21 protein-coding genes are annotated in these 24,881 nt (G+C 71.1%); 9 read left to right on the top strand and 12 right to left on the bottom strand.

The window, feature by feature from the left end; all coding sequences use genetic code 11:
• Window positions 1-8: 8 nt before the first annotated feature.
• The 6 genes from ACTWQA_RS13405 to ACTWQA_RS13380 are packed head-to-tail and all read right to left on the bottom strand — an operon-like array spanning window position 9 to window position 7,317.
• Window positions 9-1,787 carry a GH39 family glycosyl hydrolase gene (locus ACTWQA_RS13405; RefSeq protein WP_443159548.1) on the bottom strand — a complete coding sequence of 593 codons (1,779 nt, stop codon included), beginning with the start codon at window positions 1,785-1,787 and terminating at the stop codon, window positions 9-11.
• Between the two features lie 13 nt (window positions 1,788-1,800).
• Window positions 1,801-3,297, bottom strand: a complete 1,497-nt coding sequence (locus ACTWQA_RS13400; protein ID WP_443159547.1) for a glucoamylase family protein — start codon at window positions 3,295-3,297, stop codon at window positions 1,801-1,803.
• A 12-nt stretch (window positions 3,298-3,309) separates the two neighbouring features.
• Window positions 3,310-4,131 carry a carbohydrate ABC transporter permease gene (locus ACTWQA_RS13395; protein WP_443159546.1) on the bottom strand — a complete coding sequence of 274 codons (822 nt, stop codon included), beginning with the start codon at window positions 4,129-4,131 and terminating at the stop codon, window positions 3,310-3,312.
• Window positions 4,128-5,051 (bottom strand): carbohydrate ABC transporter permease, encoded by a 924-nt coding sequence (locus ACTWQA_RS13390; RefSeq protein ID WP_443159545.1) that lies wholly within the window; start codon window positions 5,049-5,051, stop codon window positions 4,128-4,130. Before ACTWQA_RS13390 ends, ACTWQA_RS13395 begins: the two co-directional genes overlap by 4 nt.
• Complete coding sequence (locus tag ACTWQA_RS13385) at window positions 5,048-6,325, bottom strand: sugar ABC transporter substrate-binding protein (RefSeq protein WP_443159544.1); 1,278 nt, start codon at window positions 6,323-6,325, stop codon at window positions 5,048-5,050. The genes ACTWQA_RS13390 and ACTWQA_RS13385 overlap by 4 nt, the downstream gene beginning before the upstream one ends.
• On the bottom strand, window positions 6,322-7,317 hold the full coding sequence (locus tag ACTWQA_RS13380) for a LacI family DNA-binding transcriptional regulator (protein ID WP_443159543.1): 996 nt from the start codon (window positions 7,315-7,317) through the stop codon (window positions 6,322-6,324). The genes ACTWQA_RS13385 and ACTWQA_RS13380 overlap by 4 nt, the downstream gene beginning before the upstream one ends.
• A 142-nt stretch (window positions 7,318-7,459) precedes the next feature.
• On the opposite strand from ACTWQA_RS13380, the gene ACTWQA_RS13375 reads away from it, so the two are divergent.
• Window positions 7,460-7,864 carry a nitroreductase family deazaflavin-dependent oxidoreductase gene (locus tag ACTWQA_RS13375; protein WP_305923539.1) on the top strand — a complete coding sequence of 135 codons (405 nt, stop codon included), beginning with the start codon at window positions 7,460-7,462 and terminating at the stop codon, window positions 7,862-7,864.
• 42 nt (window positions 7,865-7,906) lie between these two features.
• On the opposite strand, the gene ACTWQA_RS13370 is transcribed toward ACTWQA_RS13375, so the two are convergent.
• Window positions 7,907-11,218 carry a S8 family serine peptidase gene (locus ACTWQA_RS13370; RefSeq protein WP_443159542.1) on the bottom strand — a complete coding sequence of 1,104 codons (3,312 nt, stop codon included), beginning with the start codon at window positions 11,216-11,218 and terminating at the stop codon, window positions 7,907-7,909.
• A 91-nt stretch (window positions 11,219-11,309) separates the two neighbouring features.
• On the opposite strand from ACTWQA_RS13370, the gene ACTWQA_RS13365 reads away from it, so the two are divergent.
• On the top strand, window positions 11,310-12,317 hold the full coding sequence (locus tag ACTWQA_RS13365) for a TrmB family transcriptional regulator (protein ID WP_443159541.1): 1,008 nt from the start codon (window positions 11,310-11,312) through the stop codon (window positions 12,315-12,317).
• A 12-nt stretch (window positions 12,318-12,329) separates the two neighbouring features.
• Here the strand turns inward: ACTWQA_RS13365 and glgA are convergent, their stop codons facing one another.
• Complete coding sequence (gene glgA, locus ACTWQA_RS13360; protein ID WP_327580529.1) at window positions 12,330-13,502, bottom strand: glycogen synthase; 1,173 nt, start codon at window positions 13,500-13,502, stop codon at window positions 12,330-12,332.
• 160 nt (window positions 13,503-13,662) lie between these two features.
• Here glgA and glgC point away from each other — a divergent pair, with 160 nt between their 5' ends.
• Window positions 13,663-14,898, top strand: coding sequence for a glucose-1-phosphate adenylyltransferase (gene glgC / locus ACTWQA_RS13355; protein WP_305923535.1), 1,236 nt, complete (start codon window positions 13,663-13,665; stop codon window positions 14,896-14,898).
• Between the two features lie 63 nt (window positions 14,899-14,961).
• On the opposite strand, the gene ACTWQA_RS13350 is transcribed toward glgC, so the two are convergent.
• Window positions 14,962-15,240, bottom strand: coding sequence for a hypothetical protein (locus tag ACTWQA_RS13350; RefSeq protein WP_443159540.1), 279 nt, complete (start codon window positions 15,238-15,240; stop codon window positions 14,962-14,964).
• 232 nt (window positions 15,241-15,472) lie between these two features.
• Between ACTWQA_RS13350 and ACTWQA_RS13345 the strand changes: the two genes are divergently transcribed.
• On the top strand, window positions 15,473-16,951 hold the full coding sequence (locus ACTWQA_RS13345; protein WP_443159539.1) for an Nramp family divalent metal transporter: 1,479 nt from the start codon (window positions 15,473-15,475) through the stop codon (window positions 16,949-16,951).
• A gap of 2 nt (window positions 16,952-16,953) precedes the next feature.
• Here the strand turns inward: ACTWQA_RS13345 and ACTWQA_RS13340 are convergent, their stop codons facing one another.
• Window positions 16,954-19,035: an alpha/beta hydrolase-fold protein gene (locus ACTWQA_RS13340; RefSeq protein WP_443159538.1), complete on the bottom strand. Its 2,082-nt coding sequence runs from the start codon at window positions 19,033-19,035 to the stop codon at window positions 16,954-16,956.
• 108 nt (window positions 19,036-19,143) lie between these two features.
• Between ACTWQA_RS13340 and ACTWQA_RS13335 the strand changes: the two genes are divergently transcribed.
• Together ACTWQA_RS13335 and ACTWQA_RS13330 are read left to right on the top strand one after the other, a co-directional pair.
• On the top strand, window positions 19,144-19,290 hold the full coding sequence (locus tag ACTWQA_RS13335; protein ID WP_443159537.1) for a hypothetical protein: 147 nt from the start codon (window positions 19,144-19,146) through the stop codon (window positions 19,288-19,290).
• 22 nt (window positions 19,291-19,312) lie between these two features.
• Complete coding sequence (locus tag ACTWQA_RS13330; protein ID WP_443159536.1) at window positions 19,313-20,455, top strand: MFS transporter; 1,143 nt, start codon at window positions 19,313-19,315, stop codon at window positions 20,453-20,455.
• A gap of 50 nt (window positions 20,456-20,505) precedes the next feature.
• On the opposite strand, the gene ACTWQA_RS13325 is transcribed toward ACTWQA_RS13330, so the two are convergent.
• Together ACTWQA_RS13325 and ACTWQA_RS13320 are read right to left on the bottom strand one after the other, a co-directional pair.
• A complete protein-coding gene (locus tag ACTWQA_RS13325) occupies window positions 20,506-20,694 on the bottom strand; it encodes a hypothetical protein (protein ID WP_443159535.1) in 189 nt (62 codons plus the stop codon).
• A gap of 12 nt (window positions 20,695-20,706) precedes the next feature.
• On the bottom strand, window positions 20,707-22,218 hold the full coding sequence (locus ACTWQA_RS13320) for an IclR family transcriptional regulator domain-containing protein (protein WP_443159534.1): 1,512 nt from the start codon (window positions 22,216-22,218) through the stop codon (window positions 20,707-20,709).
• Window positions 22,219-22,328: 110 nt separating this feature from the next.
• Here ACTWQA_RS13320 and ACTWQA_RS13315 point away from each other — a divergent pair, with 110 nt between their 5' ends.
• The 3 genes from ACTWQA_RS13315 to ACTWQA_RS13305 are packed head-to-tail and all read left to right on the top strand — an operon-like array spanning window position 22,329 to window position 24,876.
• The gene (locus ACTWQA_RS13315; protein ID WP_327580520.1) at window positions 22,329-23,108 is read left to right on the top strand and encodes a CoA transferase subunit A; all 780 of its coding nucleotides are present in this window, start codon (window positions 22,329-22,331) and stop codon (window positions 23,106-23,108) included.
• Window positions 23,105-23,734 (top strand): CoA transferase subunit B, encoded by a 630-nt coding sequence (locus tag ACTWQA_RS13310; protein ID WP_443159533.1) that lies wholly within the window; start codon window positions 23,105-23,107, stop codon window positions 23,732-23,734. Before ACTWQA_RS13315 ends, ACTWQA_RS13310 begins: the two co-directional genes overlap by 4 nt.
• Complete coding sequence (locus ACTWQA_RS13305) at window positions 23,731-24,876, top strand: thiolase family protein (protein WP_327580518.1); 1,146 nt, start codon at window positions 23,731-23,733, stop codon at window positions 24,874-24,876. The genes ACTWQA_RS13310 and ACTWQA_RS13305 overlap by 4 nt, the downstream gene beginning before the upstream one ends.
• The last annotated feature ends 5 nt before the right edge of the window (window positions 24,877-24,881 follow it).

The following is a 24,881-nucleotide window of genomic DNA, read 5'->3' as shown; positions in this document are numbered from 1 at the left end:
ACCGCCGCTCAGCCCGACAGCTCGATGAAGGACACCCCCGGCATGGGCAGGTCGAAGCGCAGCGTGACGCCGGTGCCGGTGACCGTGACGGGCGGGTCCAGCTCGTCGAGGGTGTTGGCGGCGCGGAGTTTGTCCCACTGCTCGTCCGCCGGCCAGTCTCCACCCCCCATAGCGTGCCAGACGGCCTCGATGTTGGAGTGATGGTGGTCGATGCGGTGGTGGGTGAGCGTGCGTGGGCGGCCGTCCAGGCCGTCGATGGTCAGGGTGATCGTGCGGGCCAGCTCGGGGGCGCCGGTCGCCTGGGCGTGGTTGAGCGTGCCGTTCCAGAGCAGCACGCCGATCCGGCCGTCGTCGTGCCGGGCCGCCCACGCCTCCACGCCGGCCACGTCCCCCTCCGACGTGGCCGGCAGCTCGGCGTCGCCGAGACGGGCGGCGAGCGCGAGCGCGTGGAAGCGGGGCTTGCGCAGGTTGCCGACGGTGAGGAGGCCGAAGCCGCCATGGAAGAGCCGGGGCGGGCGGCCCAGCTCCTCGAAGTGGTCGGAGGCCACCCAGTGCGACAGCGCGCCGATCCTGCCCGCGGCCGACTTCATGCCGTGCAGCAGGAACGCCGCCCCGAACGGCCCGTCGCCGATGCCGTGGAAGTGGGTCGGCGTGGGACCCCATTCGGTCCACCAGATGGGGATGTCCCGCCCGTGCCTGGCCAGGGCCGGGCGCCAGTCGAGCGGGGCATTGCCGTAGGTGTGCGTGGACAGGAAGTCGAGTGCCGCCCCGGACTCGGCGACGTGGGCGAGCAGTTCCTCGATCCAGCCGTTCGCGGCCGAGGCGGGGCCGCCGACGCGCAGGTCGGGGTGCACGTTCTTCACGGCGGCGGCGGTGACGTCGTAGAGCAGGAAATACTCCTCGGGCGTGCCGGACCAGAAGACGGCCAGGTTGGGCTCGTTCCACACCTCGAAGGCCCAGTGGTCGATCAGCTCGTGGATGCCGTATCGGGCGGCCAGGTGCTCGACCAGGGCCCGCACCAGATCGCCCCACGCCTCGAAGTCCTTGGGCGGCGAGATGATCGCCTCATATCCGAACACGGTCTTGGACGGGTCGGCGGCCAGGTCCCGCGGCATGAACCCGAGCTCCACGACCGGGCGCAGGCCCAGGCCGGTGACGGTGTCGTAGACCCGGTCCACGCCGCTGAAGTCGTAGACGTTTCCCTGCTTGTACACGCCCAGGTCGTCGCAGAGGATGCCGTGCGCCCGCACGGTCTCGACGCCGAGCTCGTCCCGTGTGATCCGCAGCGCCTCGGTCAACTCCTCGCCGATGGGCCGCCCGCCGCTCTCGTCGGTGTTGAGGAGGTACGACAGGTGCTCCGAGCCCACCATGAGCTTCCAGGGGCGCGGCAGGTCACCGCTCGTCCGCCGGGCGTCCACGTGGACGGAGACCTCCCGGGCGGACGCGGCGGGCCCGGCCTCGACCGCCGGGGACAACGGCCCGATCGTGTCCATCGCGGAGATGGCGGCCACCGCGTAGTCCGCCGCCCCGTGGCCCGTGTCGACGTACTGGCAGGACGGGACGGCCGGCACGTCCACGTCCGGCTGCCCGATCGGCTCCCCGTCCCTGTGCACCAGGTAGCCGATGGCGCCGGGCACGGGATCCCAGGTCAGCGTCACGACGCCGGCGCCGGGCACCGCCCGGAGGCCGGTCGGGGCCTCCAGGTCGGGCCGGGAGGCCGCGGCGATCTCGCCGGACGCCTGGCCGATGCGGTCCTGCCAGTCGCGATGGGCGGGCGTGTTAGTCAATGGCTTCCCCGTTTCATCGAACATCCCATTCTTCGAGCTGCATCACCGGGCGGAGCTTGGCCTCCACGCCGGAGCCGGCGAAGTAGCGGTGCAGGTTGCCGCCGGCGAGCACGTTGCCGAGGGCGGCCATGACCATGCCCTGATCGAGGGCCAGGTACCAGGTCGACACCACGCCGGAGCGGACGGCGATCGCGTCGTAGAAGCCGCCGGGGCCGTAGGCGTCGAAGTCGCGGCGCAGCTTGGCCAGGTTGTCCATGGCCGCGGCCTTCGCGTACGGCAGCGCCAGGAAGCTCGCGTGCGGCGTCACCACGCCGTCGCCGTAGGTGGCCGGCTCGGGCTGGGCGGGGCGGCAGCCCTCGTAGCCGGGGTCGGTGCTGGTGCGCTCGCGGTCGGAGGTGTAGCCCGGCGCGTCCATGCCGAGCGGGTCCACGCCGTACTCGCGGTAGCCGCCGTGCGGGTCGTTGGACGGAGAGAAGCCCCAGTAGCCGTACTTGGCCTCGTTGAGCCCGTGCTCGATCTGGGCCCGGACGAAGACCGGGTGGTTGCGGCCCCAGCTGCGCGGCGCCCACGCCGCCTCGGGGACGACGAGGTCGGGCATGAGGGCCTCGAACATGGAGCCGCCCCAGTTGGGGACGTACCGCATGCCGCGGTAGCCGTAGGTGCCCTCCCAGACGTTCACGCCCAGATACCGCTTCCACGAGCCGACCGGCTTCTGTTCCTGCCAGCCGAAGTCGCAGCCGTTGTCGGGGAAGGTCCGGTACGGGCCGAAGTAGCTCTCGCGCGGGATCTGGCCGAGCGCGATGCCCACGTACTGGCCGATGCGGGTCTCGGCGGGCGCGCCGTAGTGGTGGCAGGTGGAGTAGACGGTCGTGCCGGTGCCGGCGTAGTCGCTCTCGACGTAGCAGCCGTCGGGCGGCTCCGGCCAGAAGCCGCCGCGCAGCAGGCCCGTGCCGGCGTCGGGGCGGGCCGCCGGGTCGTAGTAGGACGTGAAGTTCATCGAGGTCAGCAGCCGGTTGGCGCGGGCGGCATGTTGCGGGGTCGCGTTGCGGACCATCATGAGGGCCGTGGCCAGCCAGCCGTTGTCCACGCTGGAGGCGAACAGGCGGACCGGGTCGCCGGTCTCCGGCCAGGTGCGGACGAGCTGGAGGGTTGCGGGGTCGTACCAGTTGTAGAACTGGCCGGTGGGGGCGTTGCGCTCCAGCCGCTCCAGCGCCGTGAGGACCCGGCCGATCCTGGCGGCGGCGTCCTGGCCGGTGATCAGGCGCAGGTCGCGGGCGGTGAGCGTGCTCCACAGGTACGTGCCGATGTTGGTGGGCGAGGTGACCTTCGCCCGGGTCTTGAGGTCGCCGGTCACCTTGTCGGCGGGCAGGCCGGTGGCCGGCTCGACCATGGCGGCCATCGACCGCCAGGTGTCCTTCGCGTAGCGGTGGAGCGTGCTGTCGGCGTTCGCGGGAGCGGCCGGCACCGTGAGCGCCAGCACGACTAAGCCGGACAGGACGGTCTTACGCATGAGGGGCTCCTCTTACTTGAGTCCGGAGGTGGCGATTCCCTGGATGAAGAAGCGCTGCAGGAAGACGAACAGGAACAGGATCGGCGCGATCACCACGACCGACCCCGCGACCAGCAGGTTGTAGTGGGTGCCTTCGTTGCCGTTGAGGATGTTGAGCGCGACCGGGAGGGTGTACATGTTCTCGCTCTGCGCGACCACGGCCGGCCACAGGAAGTTGTTCCACGAGCCGAGGAACGTGATCAGCCCGAGGGTGGCCAGCGGCGGCCCGCAGAGCGGCAGGATGATCGTGAAGAAGATCCGGAACTCCCGCGCGCCGTCCACCCTGGCGGCGTCGATCAGCTCGTCGGGCAGGTCGGAGATGAACTGCCGCATCATGAACACGCCGAGCGGGGTCACCACGGTCGGCAGGATGATCCCGATGAAGGTGTTGACCATGCCGAGTCTCGCGATCAGCACGAACTGCGGCATCATGAGCACGATCGCCGGGATCGCCAGCTGGACCAGGACGAGCCCGAACGCCAGGTTCTTGCCGCGGAAGTCGAGCTTGGCGAAGGCGTAGCCCACCATGGAGCAGAACAGCAGGTTGGTGGCCACCAGCACGAGCGCGATGATCATGCTGTTGGCGAACGCGGTGCCGATGTTCACCCGCTCGAACAGCTCGGCGAAGTTGTCCAGCGTCCACGTCTCGGGCCAGAACGTCGGCGGGTCGCGCCTGATCTCCCGCTCGGGCTTGACCGAGCTCAGCGCGGTCCACAGGAACGGCCCCACGACCAGCGCCAGGCCGAGGGTGAGCCCGAGGTAGACGACCGCGTGCTGGCGGCGGGTCCTCTTCACCTGTTCCTCCCCAGCCTCAGCTGCAGGACGGCCAGCGCCACGATCACGGTGAACAACACCGTCGAGGCGGCGCCGGCGTAGCCGTAATTGCCGACCCCGAATTGGTTGAAGATCGCCAGCGACGCCGACAGCGTGGCGTTCAGCGGTCCGCCGCGGGTCATCACCAGCGGCTCCTCCAGGAACTGCATGAACCCGACCGAGCTGTAGACGGTGCAGAACAGCAGCACGGGGCGGAGCGAGGGCACGGTCACCGAGCGGAAGCGGGCCCAGCGCCCGGCGCCGTCCACCTCGGCGGCCTCGTACAGCTCTCTCGGGATGGTCTGGAGCGCGGCCAGCAGCACGACCATGTTGAAGCCGAAGCTGCGCCACGCGGTCATGACGATGATCGCGGGCAGGGCGGTGCTCTGGTTCTGCAGCCAGTTCGGGCCCTGGACGCCGGCCAGCTCCAGCAGCCGGTTGACCAGGCCGGCCTCCGGCTCCAGGAGGAACTTCCAGGCCACGGCGATGCCGATGATGCTGGTGATGTTCGGCAGGTAGTAGCCGAGCCGGAAGAACGCCGCGGGCAGGCGGGCGATGCCCGAGTTGAGCAGGACAGCGGCGGCCAGCCCGAGCCCGATGGTCAGCGGCAGCGTCGTGACCACGAACACGAGCGTGTTGACGGCCGCCCGCCGCATGGCGCCGTCGTTGACCAGCCGCAGGTAGTTGTCGACGCCGACGAGGTCGACGGCGAACGGGTTCGTCACGTCGGTGCTGCGCATGTCGGTGAAGCTCATGCCGATGCCGACGAGCAGCGGCCCCAGGTAGAACACCACGAACAGCACCACGAACGGCAGGATGAACATCCAGCCGATCCAGCTCCGGCGTAACGCGATCCGGACGACGTCCGCCGCCCGTCCCGTCGTGGGGACCGCCAGGTTCACAGGCCGGTCCCGATCGTGTCGGCCTGCGACTGGATGGACTTGGCCGTCTGCTCGGGTGTCTGGGCGCCGCGGGCCAGCTTCTCCAGCTCCGCCTCGAGCACCCTGGCCACCTGCTCCCACGTCGGGAACGGCGGCGGCGTCTTGGCGTCCTTGAGCTGCTCGCCGAAGACGGCCAGCTGCTTGTCGGCGGTCAGCTCGGGCTCCTGCCAGGCCACCTGCACGGCAGGCAGCGCCTTGACCGTCGTGTACCACTTGGCCTGCACCTTCGGCTCGCTCAGCCATTGCAGGAACGTCCAGGCCGCGTCACGGTTCTTCGCCTTCTTGAACACCGCCATGGCGGAGCCGCCGATGAAGCTGGTGCCCGAGACCGGACCCTTGGGGTACGGGGCGACGTCGAACTTGTCCTTGAAGTCCGGCCCGCCGTCGTTGTTGAGCACCCCGATCATCCACGGTCCTGAGAAGAAGCCGCCGACCTCGCCCTTGATGAAGGTCTGCGGGAAGGCGCCCTCGGCCGTGTTGGTCGGGGCGAGCTTCTGCTTGAACAGCGACTCGTACTGCTTGAGCGCGGTCACCGCCTCGGGGGTGTCGAAGGTGTATCGGCCGTCCTTGACGATCTCGCCGCCGGCCTGCCAGATCAGCGGCAGCGTCTCCTGCCAGGACGCGCCGAGCGTGTAGCTCTGCTGGAAGCCGTCCTTGGCCCCGCCCTTGTCCTTGAGCGCCCTGGTGAACTCGGTGAACTCCCGCCAGGTCTCCGGCGGCTCCACTCCGGCCTTCTTCGCCTGGTCGGTGCGGTAGTAGAGGACGCGGGTCTCGACGTACCACGGCACCCCGTACGCCGTGCCGTTGAGCTCGACCGTCTGCCACGCGCCGGGGAAGAACGCCGCCTTGTCCACCAGATTGGGCGGGGTGGGGTCGAGGGCGCCGGTCTTGGCCAGCTCGCCCGACCAGGTCGAGCCGATCATGCTCACGTCGGGAGTGGCGCCGCCCGCGATGGCCGCGGTGATCTTGTCGTGCGCCACGTCCCACCCGATCGCCGTGACGTTGACCTTCACGCCGGGGTTGGCGCTCTCGAAGTCCTTGACGAACGTGCCGAGCGCCTTGCCTTCCTCCCCCATCGCCCAGACCGTGACCTCCCCCGTGACTTTGCCGGTCGTGACGTTCTGCGCCTGCTCGGGCGCCTGAGCGGCGTCGCGGCCGCAGCCCGCGGCCAGGATCGCGAGAGCGAGCAGGCCGCCGGTGGCGCGGACTCCGGCGCGCCGGGTGATGGTGTTCACGTTCTTACCTCCTGGGGGTGGGGACCGCAGCTGGCGCGCACGACCAGCTCGGTGGTCAGGATGAGGTGGCTCGGCGTGTCGCGGACGCCGGTGATCAGCTCGTCGAGCGCGCGGGCGGCGCGGGCGCCGAGCTCGCGCATCGGCTGGCGCACGGTGGTCAGCGCGGGTCTGGCGTGGCGGGCGGCCATGATGTCGTCCCAGCCGGTGACGGCCACGTCGCCGGGCACGTCGAGGCCGAGCTCCTCGGCCGCCAGCAGCGCCCCCAGCGCCACCTCGTCGTCGGAGCAGACGATGGCCTCCGGCCGCTTGTCCTTGAGCAGCGCCCTGGCGGCGTCGAAGCCGCACTCCACGGTGTACTCCCGCGTGGCCACGGCCTCGATCGCGCCGCCGAGCACCGACCGCACGCCGCGCCAGCGCTCGTCCACGTCGTCGCCGCTGGCCAGCGGCGCGCCGAGAAACGCGAAGCGCTCGTAGCCGTGGCCGGCCAGGTGCTCGGCCAGCGCCCGAGCCGAGGCGGTGTTCTCGCTGCGCAGCGTGTCCGCGCCGGGCAGCGGGTCGCGGGAGATGACCACCAGCCGCACGCCGAGCCGGACCAGCTCGGCGATCAGCGGGTCGGGGACGGCGTGGCCGAAGACCAGCAGGCCGTCCACGCGCCCGGCCAGGTCCTTGATCAGGTCGTTGACCCTGGTGCGGCCCTTGGTCGACAGGATGACCACCGAGCGGCCCAGCTCGGAGGCGACCTCCTCGTAACCGAGCAGCACCTCGGTGTAGTAAGGGCCGGCGAGGTCGGGGAAGACGACGCCGTTGGCGGCGTGCCGGCCCTCGGCCAGGCTGACGCCGAGGCGGCTGGGCGTGAAGTTGAGCTCCTCGACGGCCTTGAGCACCTTCTCGCGGGTCTTGGCCGCAACGGGTCCGGTGCCGCGCAGGGCCCTGGACACGGTCGCGATCGACACGCCGGCGCGTTGGGCCACCTCGTAGATGGTCACGTCCATGGAGCCGCTCCTTTGTGTAAGCGCTTTCATCATGAGGCGGTGTAAGCGCTTACACAAATGCAGTGTGCCAGCCTTGTTAACTTCTCGTACAGACCCCGTCGAGTAACGGTGAGGTCACGCCGGAGGTGGGTAGCTGGACGGCATGCTCTATGGCAAGGAACACGTCCGGCGCTATCAGGAGACCGACGGCGCGGAAGGACACGACTGGAACAACACCACAGTCCTCCTCCTCACCACCAAAGGCCGCAAATCGGGCAAACCATACACGACCCCGCTCATCTACCAGCGGCACGGCGACGACCACGTGGTCGTGGCCTCCAAGGGCGGGGATCCCGACCATCCCGAGTGGTACAAGAACCTGAAGGCCAACCCTGACGTCGAGGTGCAGGTCAAGGGCGACAAGTTCAAGGCCCGCGCCCACACGGCGAGCGGCGAGGACAAGCCCGTGCTCTGGCGGCTCATGACGAGCACGTGGCCGGACTACGACGAATACCAGCGCAAGACCGACCGCGACATCCCGGTCGTCGTTCTCGAGCGCATCACCTAAATGGCCGGAAGGCCCCCGCCGAAGCGGGGCCTTCCGCTTGAATCATTTGATCTGGTACGCCCTGATGACGGTCTCGGCGAAAGCGTTGCCGCCGGTGTCGGCGGCCTTGACGCGCAGCGAGGCGAACGTCCCGCGCGCCCCGGCCGGGTGCCAGGTCTCGGCGGACCAGCCGCCCTTGGCCGACGGATGCACCAGCGTGGGCAGCCAGGTGCGGCCGTCGTCGTAGGAGATCTCCACCGTGAGCGTGCGCAGCTTCAGATCGGGCGAGCCGTCCTGGCGTTGCAGGCGCAGTGGGATGCGCATGTGGCCCACGGCGGCCCGGTTGCGCTCGTCCAGCTCTGGGCTGATCTTGACGGCCAGCAGCGGCAGCACCTGCCGCTTGCCCGGCTCGGGGGTCTTCGACCGGAACCGCCACTCGGCGCTGACCCGCGTGGACACCTTGGTCTGGGCGGAAGCGCGGTCGGCGGTCATGGTGAGCCGGTAGTCGCTCTCCTTCTGCTCTGCGGGCACGTCGATCCAGCCGGGCAGGTAGTCGGCGGCGTAGATCTCCTTTCCGTCGCGGTAGAGCTTGGCCTGCGGGGAGGCGTACTCGCCGTAGGAGATGCGGTCGGGGGTGCCGTCCTCGAACAGGCCGGCCGCGAACTGCAGCATGTTGTCCTCACGCCAGTTGAGGTCCCCGCCGGGGCTGAGCCCGGCCGCGAAGACGCCGTTGTTCCAGCGGTCGGTGGTCTTCTGGCCGGCCCGGTAGACGGTGGTCTTGCCGAAGAAGAACTGGTCGAGGTCGTTCAGGCCGTCCGGGGGCGTGCGGTACTGGACGAAGGACGGGTACCAGCCGGTGTCGCCGGGCGTGTAGTACTCGGTCCTGCGGAAGGGCAGCGAGAGGCGGGAGACGTGGCTGTAGGGCATCCACGCCAGCTCCGTCCCGTACAGCACGGGCAGCGCCATGTGCTCGCCGAACTTCACGTCGTGCTGCGTGGCGTAGGTGGAGGTGACCTCGGCGAGGTCGCGGCGGCGCGGGCGGTAGCCGGGGTCGGCGGGGATGCGCGGCTCGGCCTTCATCAGGTGATAGAAGTACGGGCTGTCGTCATAGCTGCCGTCGTCCTTGGGCTTGGCCCATTGGGTCCAGCGGTAGTAGGCGAAGTTCTTGCTGGCCGTGCGGGTCGTCGGGATGGCCTTGATGCCTTCGACGCGGTCCGCGCCCCACAGGGAATTCAGGTCCACGTCCACGCCGAAGGGCTGCATGCCCTCGATGAGCTGCAGCATGCCGAACAGGCCGATGGCCAGCCGCGCGGTCGGCTCCTCCGTACGCACGTCCACCGGCTTGGCCCGGCGGGCGTCGGCGGTGACGGTGCGGTCGGCGTCGAGGGTGAACTCCGGCTCGGCGGCCATCACCAGCGTGCCGTCGTGGTCGGCCATCAAGGTGACGACCGTGTAGCGGTGACCCTTGAGCAGCCGCAGGTCCAGGGTGCCGCCGGCGATGTCGTAGTTGGTCTGTTCCTTGGCGTCGAGGTCGATCACCCCGGCGAAGGCGTTCTGGGCGGGCTGCCCGTCCGTGCCGGTGAAGGTCAGCTTGAGGCCGCGCTTCTCCGGTTCGACGCGCATGCCGATGCCGGTGCGTACGGTGACGCCGCCGCCCTCGGCCACGACCGTGCCGCTGTAGATGCCGGTGGCGCCGGGCCGGGCGGTCACGGTGACCTGGGCGGTGCCGTGCGCGGGTACCTCGACCGTGGTGGCGCCGAGCGCGAACACCGTCGCCGGCTCGCCGTGGCCGTCTTTGGCCGTCACCTCGAGCTCCAGCCGGGTGGCGGCGTCGCCGTCGTTGCGGTAGGTGAGCGTGCGCTCCTTCGGCTGGGTGTCAGGCAGCTCGAGGTCTCCCATGGAGAGCGAGACCGGCTCGGCCGTGACCTGCTGGGTGATGGCCCGGGCGACGTCCACGCGGCCGGCGCCCTGGACGTAGGCGCCCAGCTCGGCACCGGGGGCGGTGGACGCCATGAGCGCCGCCTTGATGCGGCCGGCCTTCCAGTCGGGGTGCAGGCCGGCGACGATCGCCGCGGCGCCCGCCACGTGCGGAGTGGCCATGGACGTGCCGCTCATCGCCGTGTAGGAGTCGTCGGCGGGCGCTCCGGCGGCGGTGCCGGCGGCCCTGGCGGCGACGATGCCCACGCCGGGTGCGATGAGGTCCGGCTTGACCGCGGCGTCGCCGGGGCGCGGGCCGGTGCTGCTGAAATCGGCCACCGTGTCGGCGTCGCGGTGGGAGGCGCCGACCGACAGCGCACTGTCCGCGCTGCCCGGGGAGCCGAGGTGCTGGGGCCCGTCGTTGCCCGCGGCGATCACGAACAGCGTGCCGTACTTCTCCGTGAGGGTGTCGACGGCCTGCTCCAGCGGGTCGGTGCCGGCCATGTCGGGGCCGCCGAGGCTGAGGTTGGCGACGCGGGCGCCGTTCTCCGCCGCCCATGTCATGCCCTCGATGATGCCCGAGTCGGGACAGAAGCCGCTCTGGTCGCAGACCTTGCCGATGAGCAGCCGGGCGCCGGGGGCGACGCCCTTGTGCGTGCCGCCCGAGGCGGCGCCGGAGCCGGCGATCGTGGCGGAGACGTGGGTGCCGTGGCCGTGCAGGTCGCGCGTGTCCGGCTCGGAGGTGAAGTTCTCGGCCTTGGCGACCAGGCCCTGCAGATCGGGGTGGGCGGGGTCGTAGCCGGTGTCGAGGACCGCGACGGGGACGTCCTTGCCGGTGTGGCCGGCCGCCCAGGCCGCGGGCGCGCCGATGTGCGGGACGCTGACGTCGAGCGACACCTTGGCCTTGCCGTCGAGCCAGATCTTCGCGGGCCCGGATTGTCGACCCGCCGACGTCCTGGCCTGCGCGGTCAGGGTCTTCCAGAGCGCACCGGTACGGGGCTCGTTCCTGGCCACACCGTTGATCGCGGGCAGCGGACGCCCGCCCGCGGCCTTGAGCGTGGCGGCGCCGGCCTGCTCCGGGTACGTCAGGATGAGCGGGAGCCCGGGGCTGGCGGCGTCGTCGTAGCCGAGCGCGGCCAGCTTGGTGACGTTGAACAGCCGCGGGTCCAGTGTGCCCGCCGCCAGGAGTGGCATGGCGTCCACGGGCACGATGCTGAGCCCCTCCGTGGACCGGCGGTGCACGAAGTCGATCTTCTCCCGGCCGGGGGCGGGAGCGATGTCGAGCTGGGTCTGCTTGTTGGGGAGCGCGCGGAGGGTGACCTTGTCCCCGGTGATGAGGGTGATCGTCTTGGCGGGCTCTACCTGGGCGGGGGGCGGGGTGGGTGCCGCCTGAGCCGGTACGGCGGCCGTTGTGACGGCCAGTATCACGGCGCCCAGAATGGCGATTCTCTGTTGCACACCCCGCTTTCTAACTGCCAGTGAATTTTGGGGACAAGGTGGTTCCTGTGGCCTATTGCGGCAACTGCCGGAAATGGCCAAGATCGGGGCCATGCTAGAAGACGGCCGGGCGCTGGAGATCGTCGGCATCAGCGCGTTCGATGAGCACGTCTACCGGTGCGTGCTGGCCTGCCCCGGCATCACCGTGCAGGAGCTCGTCATGAGGAGCGGCGAGAGCGCGGGGCGCATCCAGTCGTCGCTGAGCAGGCTCCGCGCCAGTGGCCTGATCAGCCGCCTATGGGGGCGCTCGCCCCGCTGGACGGCGACGAACCCGGGCACCGCGATCCGCTCGCTGGTCCGCGGCATGCAGAGCGAGCTGGACCGGCTCACCGACACGGCCGACGAACTGGAGGCGGCCTTCCGCAACGTCGGCACGGACCCCGAGGGGAGCGGGCAGTTCGAGGTCCTGGCCGGGCCCGAGGAGCAGGCCCGCTGGTACGTCCGGCTGCAGCAGGAGGCCAAGGAGGAGGTGCTGACCTTCGACCGGCCCCCGTACGTGCTGGACTACCACAACCCGCTGCAGACCGACCTGCTCCGCAGCGGCGTGCGCTACCGCACCATCTACGTGCCGGAGGCGTTCGACCACACCGGGGCGCTCGATGAGGTGGGCAGCCTGATCAGGGCGGGCGAGGAGGCGCGGATCCTGCCCTCGCTGCCGTTCAAGATGGCGCTCGTCGACCGGCGGCGGGCGGTCATGCCGCTGCACATGGACCCGCCGCTGACGCGCGGCGTGCTGATCAGGGGGTCCACCATGGTCGTGGCGCTGGTGGAGCTGTTCGAGCGCCTGTGGCGGGAGGCCCTGCCGGTGCGCCCCGAGCTCTGGTCGCATGACAGCTCGCCGGAGCCCGCCCACGAGGAGGAGCCGGCGACGGACCTCGGCCTCGACGACCGCAGGCTGCTGGCGTTGCTGGCGGCCGGGCTCAAGGACGACGCCATCGCCCGCCAGCTCGGCACCAGCCCGCGCAGCCTCCGCCGCCGCCTGCGCCACCTCCTCGACGAGCTGAACGCCGAGACCCGCTTCCAGGCCGGCGCCCAGGCCAGCCGCCGGGGCCTGGTCTGACCGCCCCCGTGCTCAGGGGCGCAGCGCCGAGTACAGCTCCATGGTGCGGTGGGCGATGCGTTCCCAGGAGAAGTGCTCGACGGCCCTGACACGGCCCGCCTTCCCCATCGCGGCGGCCCGGCCCGGGTCCGCCAGCAGGGTGTTGACACGTTCGGCCAGGTCGGCGGCGAAGCGGTCCGGGTCGTGCGGCGTGCCGTCGGCGCCCTGCTCGATCGGCACGAGCAGCCCCGTCTCGCCGTCGGCCACCACCTCGGGGATGCCGCCGGTGGCGGTCGCCACCACGGCCGTCTCGCAGGCCATGGCCTCCAGGTTCACGATCCCCATCGGCTCGTAGACCGACGGGCACACGAACACGGTCGCGTGCGTCAGCAGCTGGATCACCTCGGGCTTGGGCAACATCTCCTGGATCCAGACGACGCCGTCGCGGTCGAGGTCGCGGACCAGCTGCGTCACCTCGGCCGCGATCTCCGTCGTGTCGGGCGCGCCGGCGCACAACACGAGCTGGGCGTCGGGGTCGAAGGAGCGTGCCGCGTGCAGGAGGTGGATCAGGCCCTTCTGGCGGGTGATGCGGCCCACGAAGACGACGTAGGGCCGGCTCAGGTCCACGCCGTGCTTCCGCAGGACGTCCAGGCCAGGGTCGGGGACGTATTCGGCGGTGTCGATGCCGTTGTGGATGACGCTGACCTTGTCCGGCGAGATCTCCGGGTAGGCGGCCAGGACGTCGCGGCGCATGCCCTCCGAGACCGCGATCACCGCGTCCGCGGCGGCCAGGGCGGTGCGCTCGGCCCACGACGAGATCGTGTAGCCGCCGCCGAGCTGCTCGGCCTTCCACGGCCGCAGCGGCTCCAGGCTGTGCGTGGTGACCACGTGCGGGATGCCGTGCAACAGCTTCGCGACATGCCCGGCAAAGTTGGCGTACCAGGTGTGGGAGTGCACGACGTCGGCTCCCTGGCAGGCGGCGGCCATCTCCAGGTCGACACCGAGCACCTGCAGGGCCGCGTTGGCGTCCTGCAGCCCGCCCGGCACCCGGTAGGCGGCGACGCCGGGCTCGTCGCGGTCGGCGCCGAAGCAGCGCACCCGCACGTCGGCCAGCCGCCGCAGCTCTCTGGCCAGGTATTCCATGTGCACGCCGGCGCCGCCGTACACCTCCGGCGGGTACTCCCGGCTGAGCAGATCAACACGCATGAGACGACTTTACGGTCAACGTGAGCATAGGGAACACAATCGACGAGCCCAAGGTCGGTAACCCCGGCTCGGGCCATTGAACGGCAAATCAGGACACGAAGGAACTTCTCGGTGCCGGGATTCGTCGATAGATCGGCCATTTGAGGGTAGCGTCTCGGGCATGAGGTCCCGAAGGGTGCTTGCGGTTGTGCTGGCAGGTGGAGAGGGTAAGAGGCTCATGCCGCTCACGGCGGATCGGGCGAAACCGGCGGTGCCGTTCGGGGGGATATATCGGCTCATAGATTTCGTGTTGTCGAACCTGGCGAACGGCGGGTTCCTGAAGATCGTCGTCCTGACCCAGTACAAGAACCACAGCCTGGACCGGCACGTCTCGCGGACGTGGCGGCTGTCGGCGATGCTGGGCAACTACGTGACGCCCGTGCCGGCGCAGCAGCGGCTCGGGCCGCGGTGGTTCTCCGGGTCCGCGGACGCGCTCTTCCAGAATCTCAACCTGATCTACGACGAGATGCCCGAGCACGTGATCGTGTTCGGGGCCGACCACATCTACCGCATGGATCCGCGGCAGATGGTCGAGCAGCACGAGGACTCCGGCGCCGACGTGACGGTGGCCGCGATCAGGCAGCCGCTGTCGCTGGCCGACCAGTTCGGCGTGATCGAGACCGACCCCCAGGGGCGCAGGATCGTCGCCTTCAGGGAGAAGCCCAAGGACGCGGTGGGGCTGGCGGACTCCCCCGACGAGGTGTTCGCCTCCATGGGCAACTACGTGTTCAAGACGCAGTCGATGATCGACGCGCTGCGGGAGGACGCGCTCGACCCGACCAGCAAGCACGACCTGGGCGGAAATATCATCCCGATGCTGGTCAAGTCGGGCGGCGCCGACGTCTACGACTTCGCCAACAACATCGTGCCGGGGTCGAGCGAGCGCGATCGGGGCTACTGGCGTGACGTGGGGACGCTGGACGCCTACTACGAGGCCCACATGGATCTCATCTCGGCGCACCCGGTGTTCAACCTGTACAACGACAAGTGGCCGATCTTCACCGGGCACGACCCGCTGCCGCCCGCCAAGTTCGTGCACAACGACGGCGACCGCGTGGGACGGGCGATCGACTCGCTGGTGTCGCCCGGCGTGATCGTCTCCGGCGGTACGGCGATCCGGTCGGTCCTGTCCCCCAAGGTGGTGCTGCACTCGCACGCGCGGGTGGAGGACTCGGTGCTGATGGAGAACGTCAAGGTCGGGCGAGGCGCGATCGTGCGCAAGGCGATCATCGACAAGAACGTGGTGATCCCTGACGGGGCGCGGATCGGATTCGACCTTGAATACGATCGCACCCGGTTCGCCCTGACCCGTGGCGGGGTCGTGGTCATCGGCAAGAACGAGATCGTCGACCGGTAGGCGGCGCGCAGCGGGCAGGCGCGGACAGGCGCGAGACAGGGAGCCGTGGTGCTGCCTGGGCCACTAGTAGCCCAGGCTGTAACCTGCGGGATCGCCCGTGTCGCTGGCATTGTCGGTGCTGACGTCGTCGTAGCCACTCGTCGAGTCGTCGCTGTACTGCTCCTCGCAGGAGATGACCTCGTGCTGGGCGGCGTAAACGCCCGAGCCGCCGCTGCCGAGGGTATGGACCTGACCGCCGATGGTGAGTTCACACTCGGCCGGGCGGGCGCCGGCCGGGCTCGCCATGGCGACGACCGCGGTGGCGGCAAGAGCGCCACCGGCAGCTATGAGGTTGACTTTCATGATCTCTCCCCGCGGTCGCTTATGGCAACACATCATCACTCTAAGTAGTCATTCCCGGAACATGCTGTAACGCCACGCGCAGATCGTTGCGTCGCGGTGCGGAGGCCGTTGCGCAAGATCGCGAGATATGGGCGGTTTCAAGGCCGACCGCCAGGACGCGTGGTTCGTCCATCGCCGATTGGGTCTTGATGCGGTCGTCGTTCGGGATCACGCTGAACGACAGGAGGCAGTGATGTCGCACCCACTCGGAGTCAGCCGCCCGGATCTCGAAGTCACCGACCTGCCCACGCCGGAGGAGGTCTTCAAGGTCTCCAAGATCGGCCCCAAGGAACTCTTCAAATACGCCGTCGGCCCCAGCCTGATCGCACTTGGCATCTCGATCGGCAGTGGCGAGTGGCTGCTGGGCCCGCTGAGCGTCGGCCAATACGGATTCGTCGGCGTCGGCTGGGTCATCCTGGTCTCGGCGCTGCTGCAGACCTTCTACAACGTCGAGTGCTCCCGGTATGTCCTCGCCACGGGCGAGACCCCGGTGGTCGGCTGGGGGCGGGTGCCGCCGGGCTGGCCGCTCTGGGTGCCGCTCTCGGTCTTCATCGTGATCTTCGCGTTCATCGCGGGCGGCTGGGCCGCGTCGGCGGGGCAGGGCGTGTACGCGCTGGTCCACGGCGTGCCCCCGGCGGCCGGGGACGCGGAGCCGCGCTGGTGGGCCATCGGCCTGCTGGTGCTGGTGTTCCTCATCACCGCCGCCGCGCGCCGCATCAGCCGCGCGCTCGAGCTGGCGAACTGGGTGCTGGTCGGGACGATCCTGATCGCCCTGCTGGCCGTGGACCTGCTCGTGGTGCCGTTCAGCCAGTGGTGGGAGGGCATCCGCGGCTTCATCACCCCCGCGGCACCGCCCGCCGGGATCACCGCGACCCAGCTCGGCGCCCTGGCCGGCTTCACGGCGCTGGCGTCAGGACTCAACTGGTACGTCATGGGTCACTACCGTGACAAGGGCTACGGCATGGGCCACCGTGTCGGCTACATCTCGGGCCTGCGCGGCGAGCGGCGGCCGATCCTGGCCAGCGGCGTCACCTTCCCCGACGACGAGCGCAACCGGGGCCTCTGGCGCCGGTGGTATCGGCTGCTCATGGTGGACATGTGGGGCGTGTTCTTCGTCGGCGCCATCCTCGGCATGCTGCTGCCCACGATCCTCATGGCCCAGGCGGTGCAGCTGTCGGGCGAGCGGCCCACGCGCGCCAACGTCCCGACGTTCGTGGCCAGCGCGCTGGGCGGCGAGTACGGGCGCACGGTGTTCTACATCGCGCTGGTGGTGGGCGTGCTGGTCCTGTTCTCCACGCAGCTCGGCATCTTCGAGGCGATGGTGCGGGTGACGACGGACGCCGCCAACGCCACCAGCCCCCGCCTGCGCCGGCTGATCGAGGGCGACCCGCGCCGGTTCTACTATCCGTTCATGCTCCTGCTGCTGGTGATCATCTCGATCATCATCTTCCAGTCGCTGCCGGTGGGGCTGGTGGAGTGGTCGGCCAACATGTCCAACCTGGGCGCGCTGTTCTATCCGTTCCTGCTGATGTATCTCAACAGCAAGCTCCCACGCCCGGCGCGCCCGCGGCCGTGGCATTACATCATCCTCGTCCTGAACTTCCTGTTCTTCGGCTTCTTCTTCGTCAACTTCATCGCCGACTTCGTGGGCGACCCGCTGGTGACCTTCTGAGCTCAGCTGATCAGGAAGACGTCGCCGTTGCCCAGTGCGGCGCCTCCGGACGGGGCGCCGTACGTCAGGCCGGAGATCGCCACCTGGCCGGCGGCGGTCGTGGTGGCGTACAGGTTCGGCTCGGCGAAGGGGTCGACGGCGTCGTCCCTGGCGGTGCCGAGCTGGGCGGCGGCACGTTGCGTGCCCCGGCCGTCCAGGCGTGCGGTCAGCACGTCGGCGCCGCCTGCCGGCACCCCGATCCGGCCGCGGGTGTAGCCCACGACCTCCACCTCGCCGCCCGGCAGCGCCGCTACGGCGGCGCCCTCGTCGACGGCCGGGGTGGCGAGCGTGTGCTCCCAGCGGCGGCGGCCCTGCCCGGTGTGGGCCACCGTGTACGCATCGCCGCCCGATGCGCCCGTGGCGACGGCGAGGCCCTCCGTGGTGACGGTCACCGCATTCAGCCGGTCGTCGCCGGAACCGCCTGCCGTCGTGGCCCACGCCCTGCTGCCGTCGGCGGCGGCGAAGGCGGCCAGCCAGCCGTCGAGGCCGCCGAGCGCGGTCGTGCCGGGCGGGGCCGCGGTGGCGCTGCCGGTGACGTAGAGCGTCGTGGCGTCCGCGGCGACACCGTACGCCTTGTCCTCGCCCGTGCCACCGTACTGCCTGAGCCACGACAGCTCGCCGGCCGGGGTGAGCCTGGCGACGATGGCGTCCTTGTCGCCGTTGTTCGGCCCGTCCAGGGAGCCCTTGGTATAGCCCGCCACGTACGCGCCGCCGTCGGGCGCGGCGGCGAGCCCGTAGAGGCGGTCGGCGGCGTCCGGCGCGCCGAACTGGGTGATCCACCGGACCGTGCCGTCGGGGCCGAGCCTGGCCACGAACGCGTCGTCGGCCGCGTTGCCCGGGTGCCGTCCGTCGAGGTCGCCCTTCGTGTACCCGGCCGTGAGCACACCGCCGTCGGGCAGCGGCGCGACGCCGTACAGGCGCTCGTCCGCCGGGGTTCCGAACTGCCTGGTCCAGCCGCCGATCCGGGACACCACGGCGTCGAGCCGGCCTGAGGGAGACTGGCCCGCCGCGTACCCAATGGTCAGGGCCCCGTCCGGGTGGGCCGCAACGCCGCCCGCCCAGTCGGTGGCGGCCGTGCCGTGCAGCGGGGCGGGCAGGCCGGTCGGGGGTGTGACGCTCAGCCCGGGGCCGAGCTCGGCCATGGCCTGCTCGAAGGCCGGCGTCCAGACCGACCAGTCGTGGCCCCCGTCCATGATGCGCAGCTGCGCGGACAGGGCGGGTGAGCGCCTGGCGGCGTTGTAGAGGGCGGCGGACTCGAAGTCCAGGTCGTGGCGGGCGTCGGCGGGGTCGGGGTTGGCGTACTCGTCGTCGCCGACGGCCACGAACAGCCGCACCGGCAGATCGGGGTCCAGATCGGGCAGCGACGCCGGGTAGGTGAGCTCGCGGTAGACCTCGTCGGAGAACTTCTCCTCCCCTCGGCCGAAGGCGCCGTAGTCGCGGGTGGAGGAGTCGGACGGCGGCAGCGGCGTGTAGACGGCCGGACTGAGCACGGCGGCGGCGCTGAACACGTCCTGGTGGGCGAGCGCGAACCGCAGCGCGCCCGCGCCGCCCATCGAATAGCCGCCGACCAGGCGGGCCTCCCGGATCGGTGCCGTGCGGTACGTGGCGTCCACGTGGGCCACCAGGTCGCGGGTGAGGGCCGTCTCCACCGGACGTCCCGGCAGGTCGGCGCCGGTGTAGCGGGAGTCGACGTACCAGTTGCCGCGCTCGCTCCACGGCGCGTCCGGCATGACGGCGATGACCGGCGGGATGCGTTTGGTGCGAATCATGTCGTCGAGAACGCTCTTGACGCGGGTCCACGCCTGCATGGTGTCGCCGCGGCCGTGAAGCAGGTAGAGGACCGGGTGGCGGGCGGCGCCGCGGTCGTAGCCGTACGGGAGATAGGCGGTGTAGGCGATGCGCTCGCCGTCCAGCGCCGGGGACGGCGCGGAGCCGGTGATGAGCGTGCCGGCCGCGCGGATGTCCGTCTCACCGGGAACGGCGAGGAGGAAGAGCGCGGCGAGTGCGGCCAGTGTGGCGGCGCCGAGCCGGCGAGGTAAGGACATCGACCGCTCCTGTAAACGTTTACGGAAGGCACCTTGTGGTGTTTCGGCAGAGTTTCCAGGGAGGGGTGTTGCGATGTCAACCAAGGCGGCTCGATAGGTTGGAGCGTCATGTGTGTGCACATCGACGCCGTAGCCACAGTCCGGCGGCCGGCCGACGGCGGGGGCGGCGGCGGGCGCAGCGACCGGGGCGAGTGCAGTGACCGGGGCGGCGACGGGCGCGGCGACCGGGGCGGCGGCGGGGGCGGCGATGTCTGATGGGGGCGGTCGCGGGAGGCGGGTGACCGCCGTGTTGCTGGCTCATGCCGCCGTCACGCAGGTCATCACGTTCGTGCTGCGTCCCACCATGTCGTACCGGGCGATCGAGCTCGACGTCCCCGCGGCGCTGCTCGGCCTGCTGGGCGCGAGCTTCGCGATCGCACCGCTGCTGCTGGCGCTGCCTGCCGGGCACGCCGCCGACCGGTACGGCGAGCGGCGCTTGGCCGTGACCGGTGCGCTCCTGCTCACCGCCGCCAGCGTCGCGTTCCTGACGATCGGGCACACCGTCCCGGGGCTGCTCACGGCCGGGGTGCTGCTGGGCACCGGGCATCTGGGCTGCGTGATCGCCCAGCAGGCGCTCGTGGCCAACACCACCCGGCGGGGCGGCCACGACACCGCCTTCGGCCACTACACATTCGCCGCCTCGCTGGGCCAGGCCGCCGGCCCGGTGCTGATCGCGGCGTTCGGCGGGGAGCGGGCGATCCCGGACACCGATCGCATCTTCGCCTGGTCGTGCGGTCTGGCCGTGCTGCTCGTCGTGTTGTCGGCGCTGCTGACCCGCAGCCCGCACCCGGCCGACGGTGAACGAGAGGCGGCGGGCAGCGTGCGCTCCCTGCTGCGCCTGCCCGGCCTGCCGCACGCCCTGGTGACGAGCTGCGTGGTCATTGCCGCGCTCGACATCACGCTGGTCTACCTGCCCGCGTTCGGCACCGAGCGGGGCCTCACCTCGGGCACGATCGGGCTGCTGCTGACCATCCGCGGCGTGGCGTCGATGGCCTCCCGCTTCTTCCTGGGCCGCTTGTCGCGGGCCGTCGGCCGGCGGCGGCTGCTGGTGACGAGCACGGTGGCGGCGGCCGCCGCGATGCTGGTCACGCCCGTGCCCATGCCGCTGTGGGCGCTGGCCTTCGTGCTGCTGATCCTCGGGTTCGGGCTCGGGGTGGGGCAGCCGCTGACCATGTCATGGCTGGCCGAGTCCGCGCCTGCGGGGCTGCGCGGGCGGGCGATGTCGCTGCGCCTGGTCGGGAATCGTACCGGGCAGCTGATCCTGCCCGGCCTGGCCGGGCTGGTGGCGGCCGGCATGGGCGCCGCGGGAGTGCTCCTGGTCACCGCGTTGGGGCTCGGCTGGGCCGGCGTGGCGGCCAGGCGGCTGCCCGTCGATCCGTGACCCGCGTGCCGTCGGCTCCTTACGCCCTGTGCCGCAGGCTCCTTACGCCCTCAGAACGGTGACCTGACGCCCCGCCGGGTGCGCTCCTGATCGAACCGGACGCGGTCCTCCATCGGAGCCGCCTCCGGACGGCGATCGAAGATCACCAGGTAGCCGGTCTCGAGATCCAGCCGGTCCAGATAGCGGTCGAGCTGCGCGAGTCCCTCTTCCGCTGGATCCCGTTGGCCAGGCCGCCACACCTCAGCCGTGGTTCAGCGGCTCAGGCGGGCGGCCTCGGGCAGGGCGCCGTTCCAGGCGGGGCCGTGGACGTACGCCAGGTCGGCCTCCATGCGGGCGGCCGCGTCCTGGAGCGCGGGCAGGACGTCGCGCACCAGGTCATCGGGGGTGGCGCGGCTGGCGTGCGTGGCGACGTTCACGGCCGCGACCACCCGCCCGGCGCGGTCCCTGATGGGGACCGCCAGTGAGCGCACGCCCTCCTCCAGCTCCTGGTCGACCAGGGCGTACCCGTCGGCGGCCGCCTGCCGCACCGCCGCCTTCAGCTCGGCGGTGGTGGTGATGGTGTGCCGGGACAGCGGTCTTGGGGTGATGGCGTCCAGCCGGTCCTCCGGCTGGCCGGCCAGGAGCACCCGGCCCATCGAGGTCGCGTACGCGGGGAAACGGGTGCCAACGGTGATGTCGACGCTCATGATGCGTTGGGTCGGCACGCGGGCCAGATAGACGATGTCGTCGCCGGAGAGCACGGCGACCGAGGCGGACTCGTGGACGCGTGCCACCAGGTCGGCCAGGTGCGGCTGCACGACGGCGCGGAAGGCGCGGCCGGACAGGTGGGCGTAGCCGAGCTCCAGGACCTTGGGCAGCAGGACGAAGCGGGAGCCGTTGGCGGCCACGTAGCCGAGCCGTTCCAGTGTCTGGATGGCGCGGCGCGCGGTCGCCCGCGGCTGCCCGGTGACCCTGGCCGCGTCGGCCAGGGTCGAGCCGCCCGGCGCCGTGCCGAGCGCGACCAGCACGGCCAGGCCGCGGGCCAGCGACTGCAGGTAGCCGGCGCCCAGTTCCTGCTTGGCGGCCCGGGAGGTGTCCTCGGCGGCGATCCCCCTGCGCGGCTCGGGGGCCGGCCGGGCCAGTCTCGCCTCCATCTCCGCGACCGTCTTGAGCAGCCGAGGCAGGGCGTGCTCGCGCAGCCCGGCGACGGTGTGCCTGCTGGTGTGGCTGACCACGCTGACCGCGCACACCGGCGTGCCGTCCGGATCCCGTACGGGCACCGCGACGGCCACCAGGCCCGGCTCGACGAGCTGGTCGTCCTCGGCCCACGACGCCGCCGGGTCGAGCAGCGCGAGCCCGGCCGCGCACCGGCCGGCGGGCAGCAGGTCCCCCACCCGGAAGGCCACCGACATGGTGCGCCGCCGGGTGAACTGGCCGATGAAGCGCACGTGCTCCGGCCCGGGGTCGCCGTCCTTCACGGCCAGCGACACCGACTCGTCGAGGTCCTCGGCCAGGCGCTCGGCCAGCGGGGACAGCACGTCGCGCAGGCCGCCGCAGGCGAGGTAGGCCTCCCCCAGCTCCATCAGGCGCGGCGTCAGGTGCACCTCGCGCCCTTCCAGCCGGAGGTAGCCGAGATGGGCGAACGTGGCCAGCACGCGGTCCACCGTGGACCTGGCCAGGCCGGTCGTGCGGACCAGGTCGGTGGGCCCCAGGCGGCGGCGCGGGTCGCCGGCCAGCACGCGCAGCACGGCCAGGCCGCGGTCCAGAGTTCCCGCCGGTTCCATCGCCCACCTCCTCGAGATCCTTTGACAGGAGCGCCTCTCATTACAGATACTCGACCACACAATAGTGGACAAAAGTTCACTATGCGAACACTCCCGGTGAATGGAGCGTCGTGCGGAGAGACAAAGTGGTCGCGACCGCCGAGGAGGCGCTGGCCGGCGTGCGTGACGGCGCGTCGTTCGCGGTCGGCGGCTTCGGGCTGAGCGGCATCCCCAACGTGCTGATCCAGGCCCTCTACAACACCGGGGTGACCGGCATCGGCGTGGTGTCGAACAACTGCGGCGTCGACGGCGGCGGCCTCGGCGTGCTGCTGGCGGCCGGACGCATCGCCCGGGTGACGGCGTCGTACATCGGCGAGAACAAGGAGTTCGCCCGGCAGTACCTCGGGGGCGAGCTGGAGGTGGAGCTGACCCCGCAGGGCAGCCTGGCCGAGCGGCTGCGCGCGGGCGGCAGCGGCATCCCCGCCTTCTACACCCCGGCCGGGGTCGGCACGCCGGTGGCCGACGGCGGCCTGCCGCTGCGCCACAACCCGGACGGCTCGATCGCGGTCGCCTCGCCGCCCAAGGAGGTGCGGGAGTTCGACGGCCGCCCGTACGTGCTGGAGTACGGCATCACGACGGACTTCGCGCTGGTCCGGGCGGCGAAGGGCGACCGGCACGGCAACCTGGTCTTCAGCAAGGCCGCGAGGAACTTCAACCCGCTCGCCGCCATGGCGGGGCGGATCACGATCGCCGAGGTCGAGGAGCTGACCGAGCTGGACCCTGACGAGGTGCACCTGCCGGGCGTCTTCGTCCAGCGGGTGCTCCCGCTCACCCCCGAGCAGGCAGCGGACAAGGGCATCGAGCGGCGCACAATTTCCGCATCTTCGACACGAGGGACACTGCGCTCATGAGCTGGACGCGTGACGAGATGGTGGCCCGCGCCGCGGCCGAGCTGCGCGACGGCGACTACGTCAACCTGGGCATCGGCCTGCCCACCCGCATCCCGTCCTTCCTGCCGGCCGACGTGGACGTGATCCTGCACTCGGAGAACGGCATCCTCGGCGTCGGCCCCTACCCGGCCGAGGACGAGGTCGACCCCGACCTGATCAACGCGGGCAAGGAGACGGTGACCGTGCGGGACGGGGCGGCGTTCTTCGACTCGTCACTGTCGTTCGGCATGATCCGCGGCGGGCACATCGACGTGGCGGTGCTGGGCGCGATGCAGGTCTCGGCCGGCGGCGACCTGGCCAACTGGGTGGTTCCCGGAAAGCTGGTCAAGGGTATGGGCGGGGCGATGGACCTGGTCCACGGCGCGCGCAAGGTCATCGTGATCATGGACCACACCGCCAAGGACGGCTCACCGAAGATCGTCAAGGAGTGCTCGCTGCCGCTCACCGGCCAGGCGTGCGTCCACCGGATCATCACCGACCTCGGCGTGCTCGACGTCACGCCTGACGGGTTGCGGCTGGTGGAGTGCGCGCCGGGCGTGAGCGTGGAAGAGCTGCGGGACCGTACGGAAGCCGAGGTGCTGGCATGAACACCGTTTACATCGTGGACGCCGTCCGCACGCCCTTCGGCCGGCACGGCGGGGCGCTGGCCGGCATCCGCCCCGACGACCTGGCCGCGCACGTCGTCGCGGCGATCGCCGAACGCAACGACGTGGCGGCCCCCGACGAGGTGATCTTCGGCAACGCCAACGGCGCGGGCGAGGAGAACCGCAACGTCGCCCGCATGGCCGCACTGCTGGCGGGCCTGCCGGTGACCACACCCGGCGCGACCGTGAACCGGCTGTGCGGGTCCGGCATGGAGGCCGTGATCCAGGCGTACCGGATGATCGCGCTCGGCGACGCGTCCACGGTGATCGCCGGCGGTGTGGAGTCCATGACCCGCGCCCCCTGGGTGCTGCCCAAGCCGGACCGGGCCTTCCCGGCAGGCGGGCAGGAGCTCGTGTCCACCACGCTCGGCTGGCGGCTGGTCAACCCGAAGATGCCGGCCGAGCACACCGTGCCGCTCGGCGAGGGCGCCGAGCTGATCGCCGACAAGCACGGCATCTCGCGGGCGGAGCAGGACGCGTACGCGCTGGCCAGCCACCAGAAGGCGGCCAAGTCGTCCTTCGAGCGCGAGATCGTCCCGATCGGCGACGTGACCAGGGACGAGGGCATCCGCGAGGACACCTCGCTGGACAAGCTCGCCCGGCTCAAGCCGGTCTTCCGCAAGGACGGCACGGTCACCGCGGGCAATTCCTCCCCGCTCAACGACGGCGCGGCGGCGTTGCTGCTCACCGACGAGGCCGGGCTGCGCGGCCGCGAGCCCCTGGCGCGGATCACCGCGGGCGCGGCCAGCGCGCTCGAGCCCCGCTACTTCGGGCTCGGGCCGGTCGAAGCCGCGCAGAAGGCCCTGGCCAAGGCGGGCAAGACCTTCGGCGACCTGGACACGGTCGAGCTGAACGAGGCCTTCGCGGCTCAGGTGCTCGGCTGCCTGGCCGAGCTGCCCGATCTCGACCCCGCCCTCGTCAACCCGAACGGCGGCGCGATCGCGCTCGGCCACCCTCTCGGCGCCTCCGGCGCCCGCGTCACCGGCACCGTGGCACACCGCCTGGCGGCCGCCGGCTCCGGCACCGGCCTGGCTACTCTCTGCATCGGCGTCGGCCAGGGCCTGGCCGTCGTGCTCGAAAGGTAGGCGCA

It is taken from the genome of Nonomuraea sp. 10N515B (assembly GCF_052245915.1).
Lineage (GTDB): Bacteria > Actinomycetota > Actinomycetes > Streptosporangiales > Streptosporangiaceae > Nonomuraea.
The sequence above is the reverse complement of the archived record's forward strand: the minus strand, read 5'-3'. Positions and strand labels throughout refer to the sequence as shown.

Coding starts and splice junctions, on each gene's coding strand:
- ACTWQA_RS13400 (WP_443159547.1), bottom strand. CDS start 3,297: ATGCGTAAGACCGTCCTGTCCGGCTTAGTCGTGCTGGCGCTCACGGTG.
- ACTWQA_RS13380 (WP_443159543.1), bottom strand. CDS start 7,317: ATGGACGTGACCATCTACGAGGTGGCCCAACGCGCCGGCGTGTCGATC.
- ACTWQA_RS13375 (WP_305923539.1), top strand. CDS start 7,460: ATGCTCTATGGCAAGGAACACGTCCGGCGCTATCAGGAGACCGACGGC.
- ACTWQA_RS13365 (WP_443159541.1), top strand. CDS start 11,310: ATGCTAGAAGACGGCCGGGCGCTGGAGATCGTCGGCATCAGCGCGTTC.
- glgA (WP_327580529.1), bottom strand. CDS start 13,502: ATGCGTGTTGATCTGCTCAGCCGGGAGTACCCGCCGGAGGTGTACGGC.
- glgC (WP_305923535.1), top strand. CDS start 13,663: ATGAGGTCCCGAAGGGTGCTTGCGGTTGTGCTGGCAGGTGGAGAGGGT.
- ACTWQA_RS13350 (WP_443159540.1), bottom strand. CDS start 15,240: ATGAAAGTCAACCTCATAGCTGCCGGTGGCGCTCTTGCCGCCACCGCG.
- ACTWQA_RS13345 (WP_443159539.1), top strand. CDS start 15,473: ATGTCGCACCCACTCGGAGTCAGCCGCCCGGATCTCGAAGTCACCGAC.
- ACTWQA_RS13340 (WP_443159538.1), bottom strand. CDS start 19,035: ATGTCCTTACCTCGCCGGCTCGGCGCCGCCACACTGGCCGCACTCGCC.
- ACTWQA_RS13335 (WP_443159537.1), top strand. CDS start 19,144: ATGTGTGTGCACATCGACGCCGTAGCCACAGTCCGGCGGCCGGCCGAC.
- ACTWQA_RS13320 (WP_443159534.1), bottom strand. CDS start 22,218: ATGGAACCGGCGGGAACTCTGGACCGCGGCCTGGCCGTGCTGCGCGTG.
- ACTWQA_RS13310 (WP_443159533.1), top strand. CDS start 23,105: ATGAGCTGGACGCGTGACGAGATGGTGGCCCGCGCCGCGGCCGAGCTG.
- ACTWQA_RS13305 (WP_327580518.1), top strand. CDS start 23,731: ATGAACACCGTTTACATCGTGGACGCCGTCCGCACGCCCTTCGGCCGG.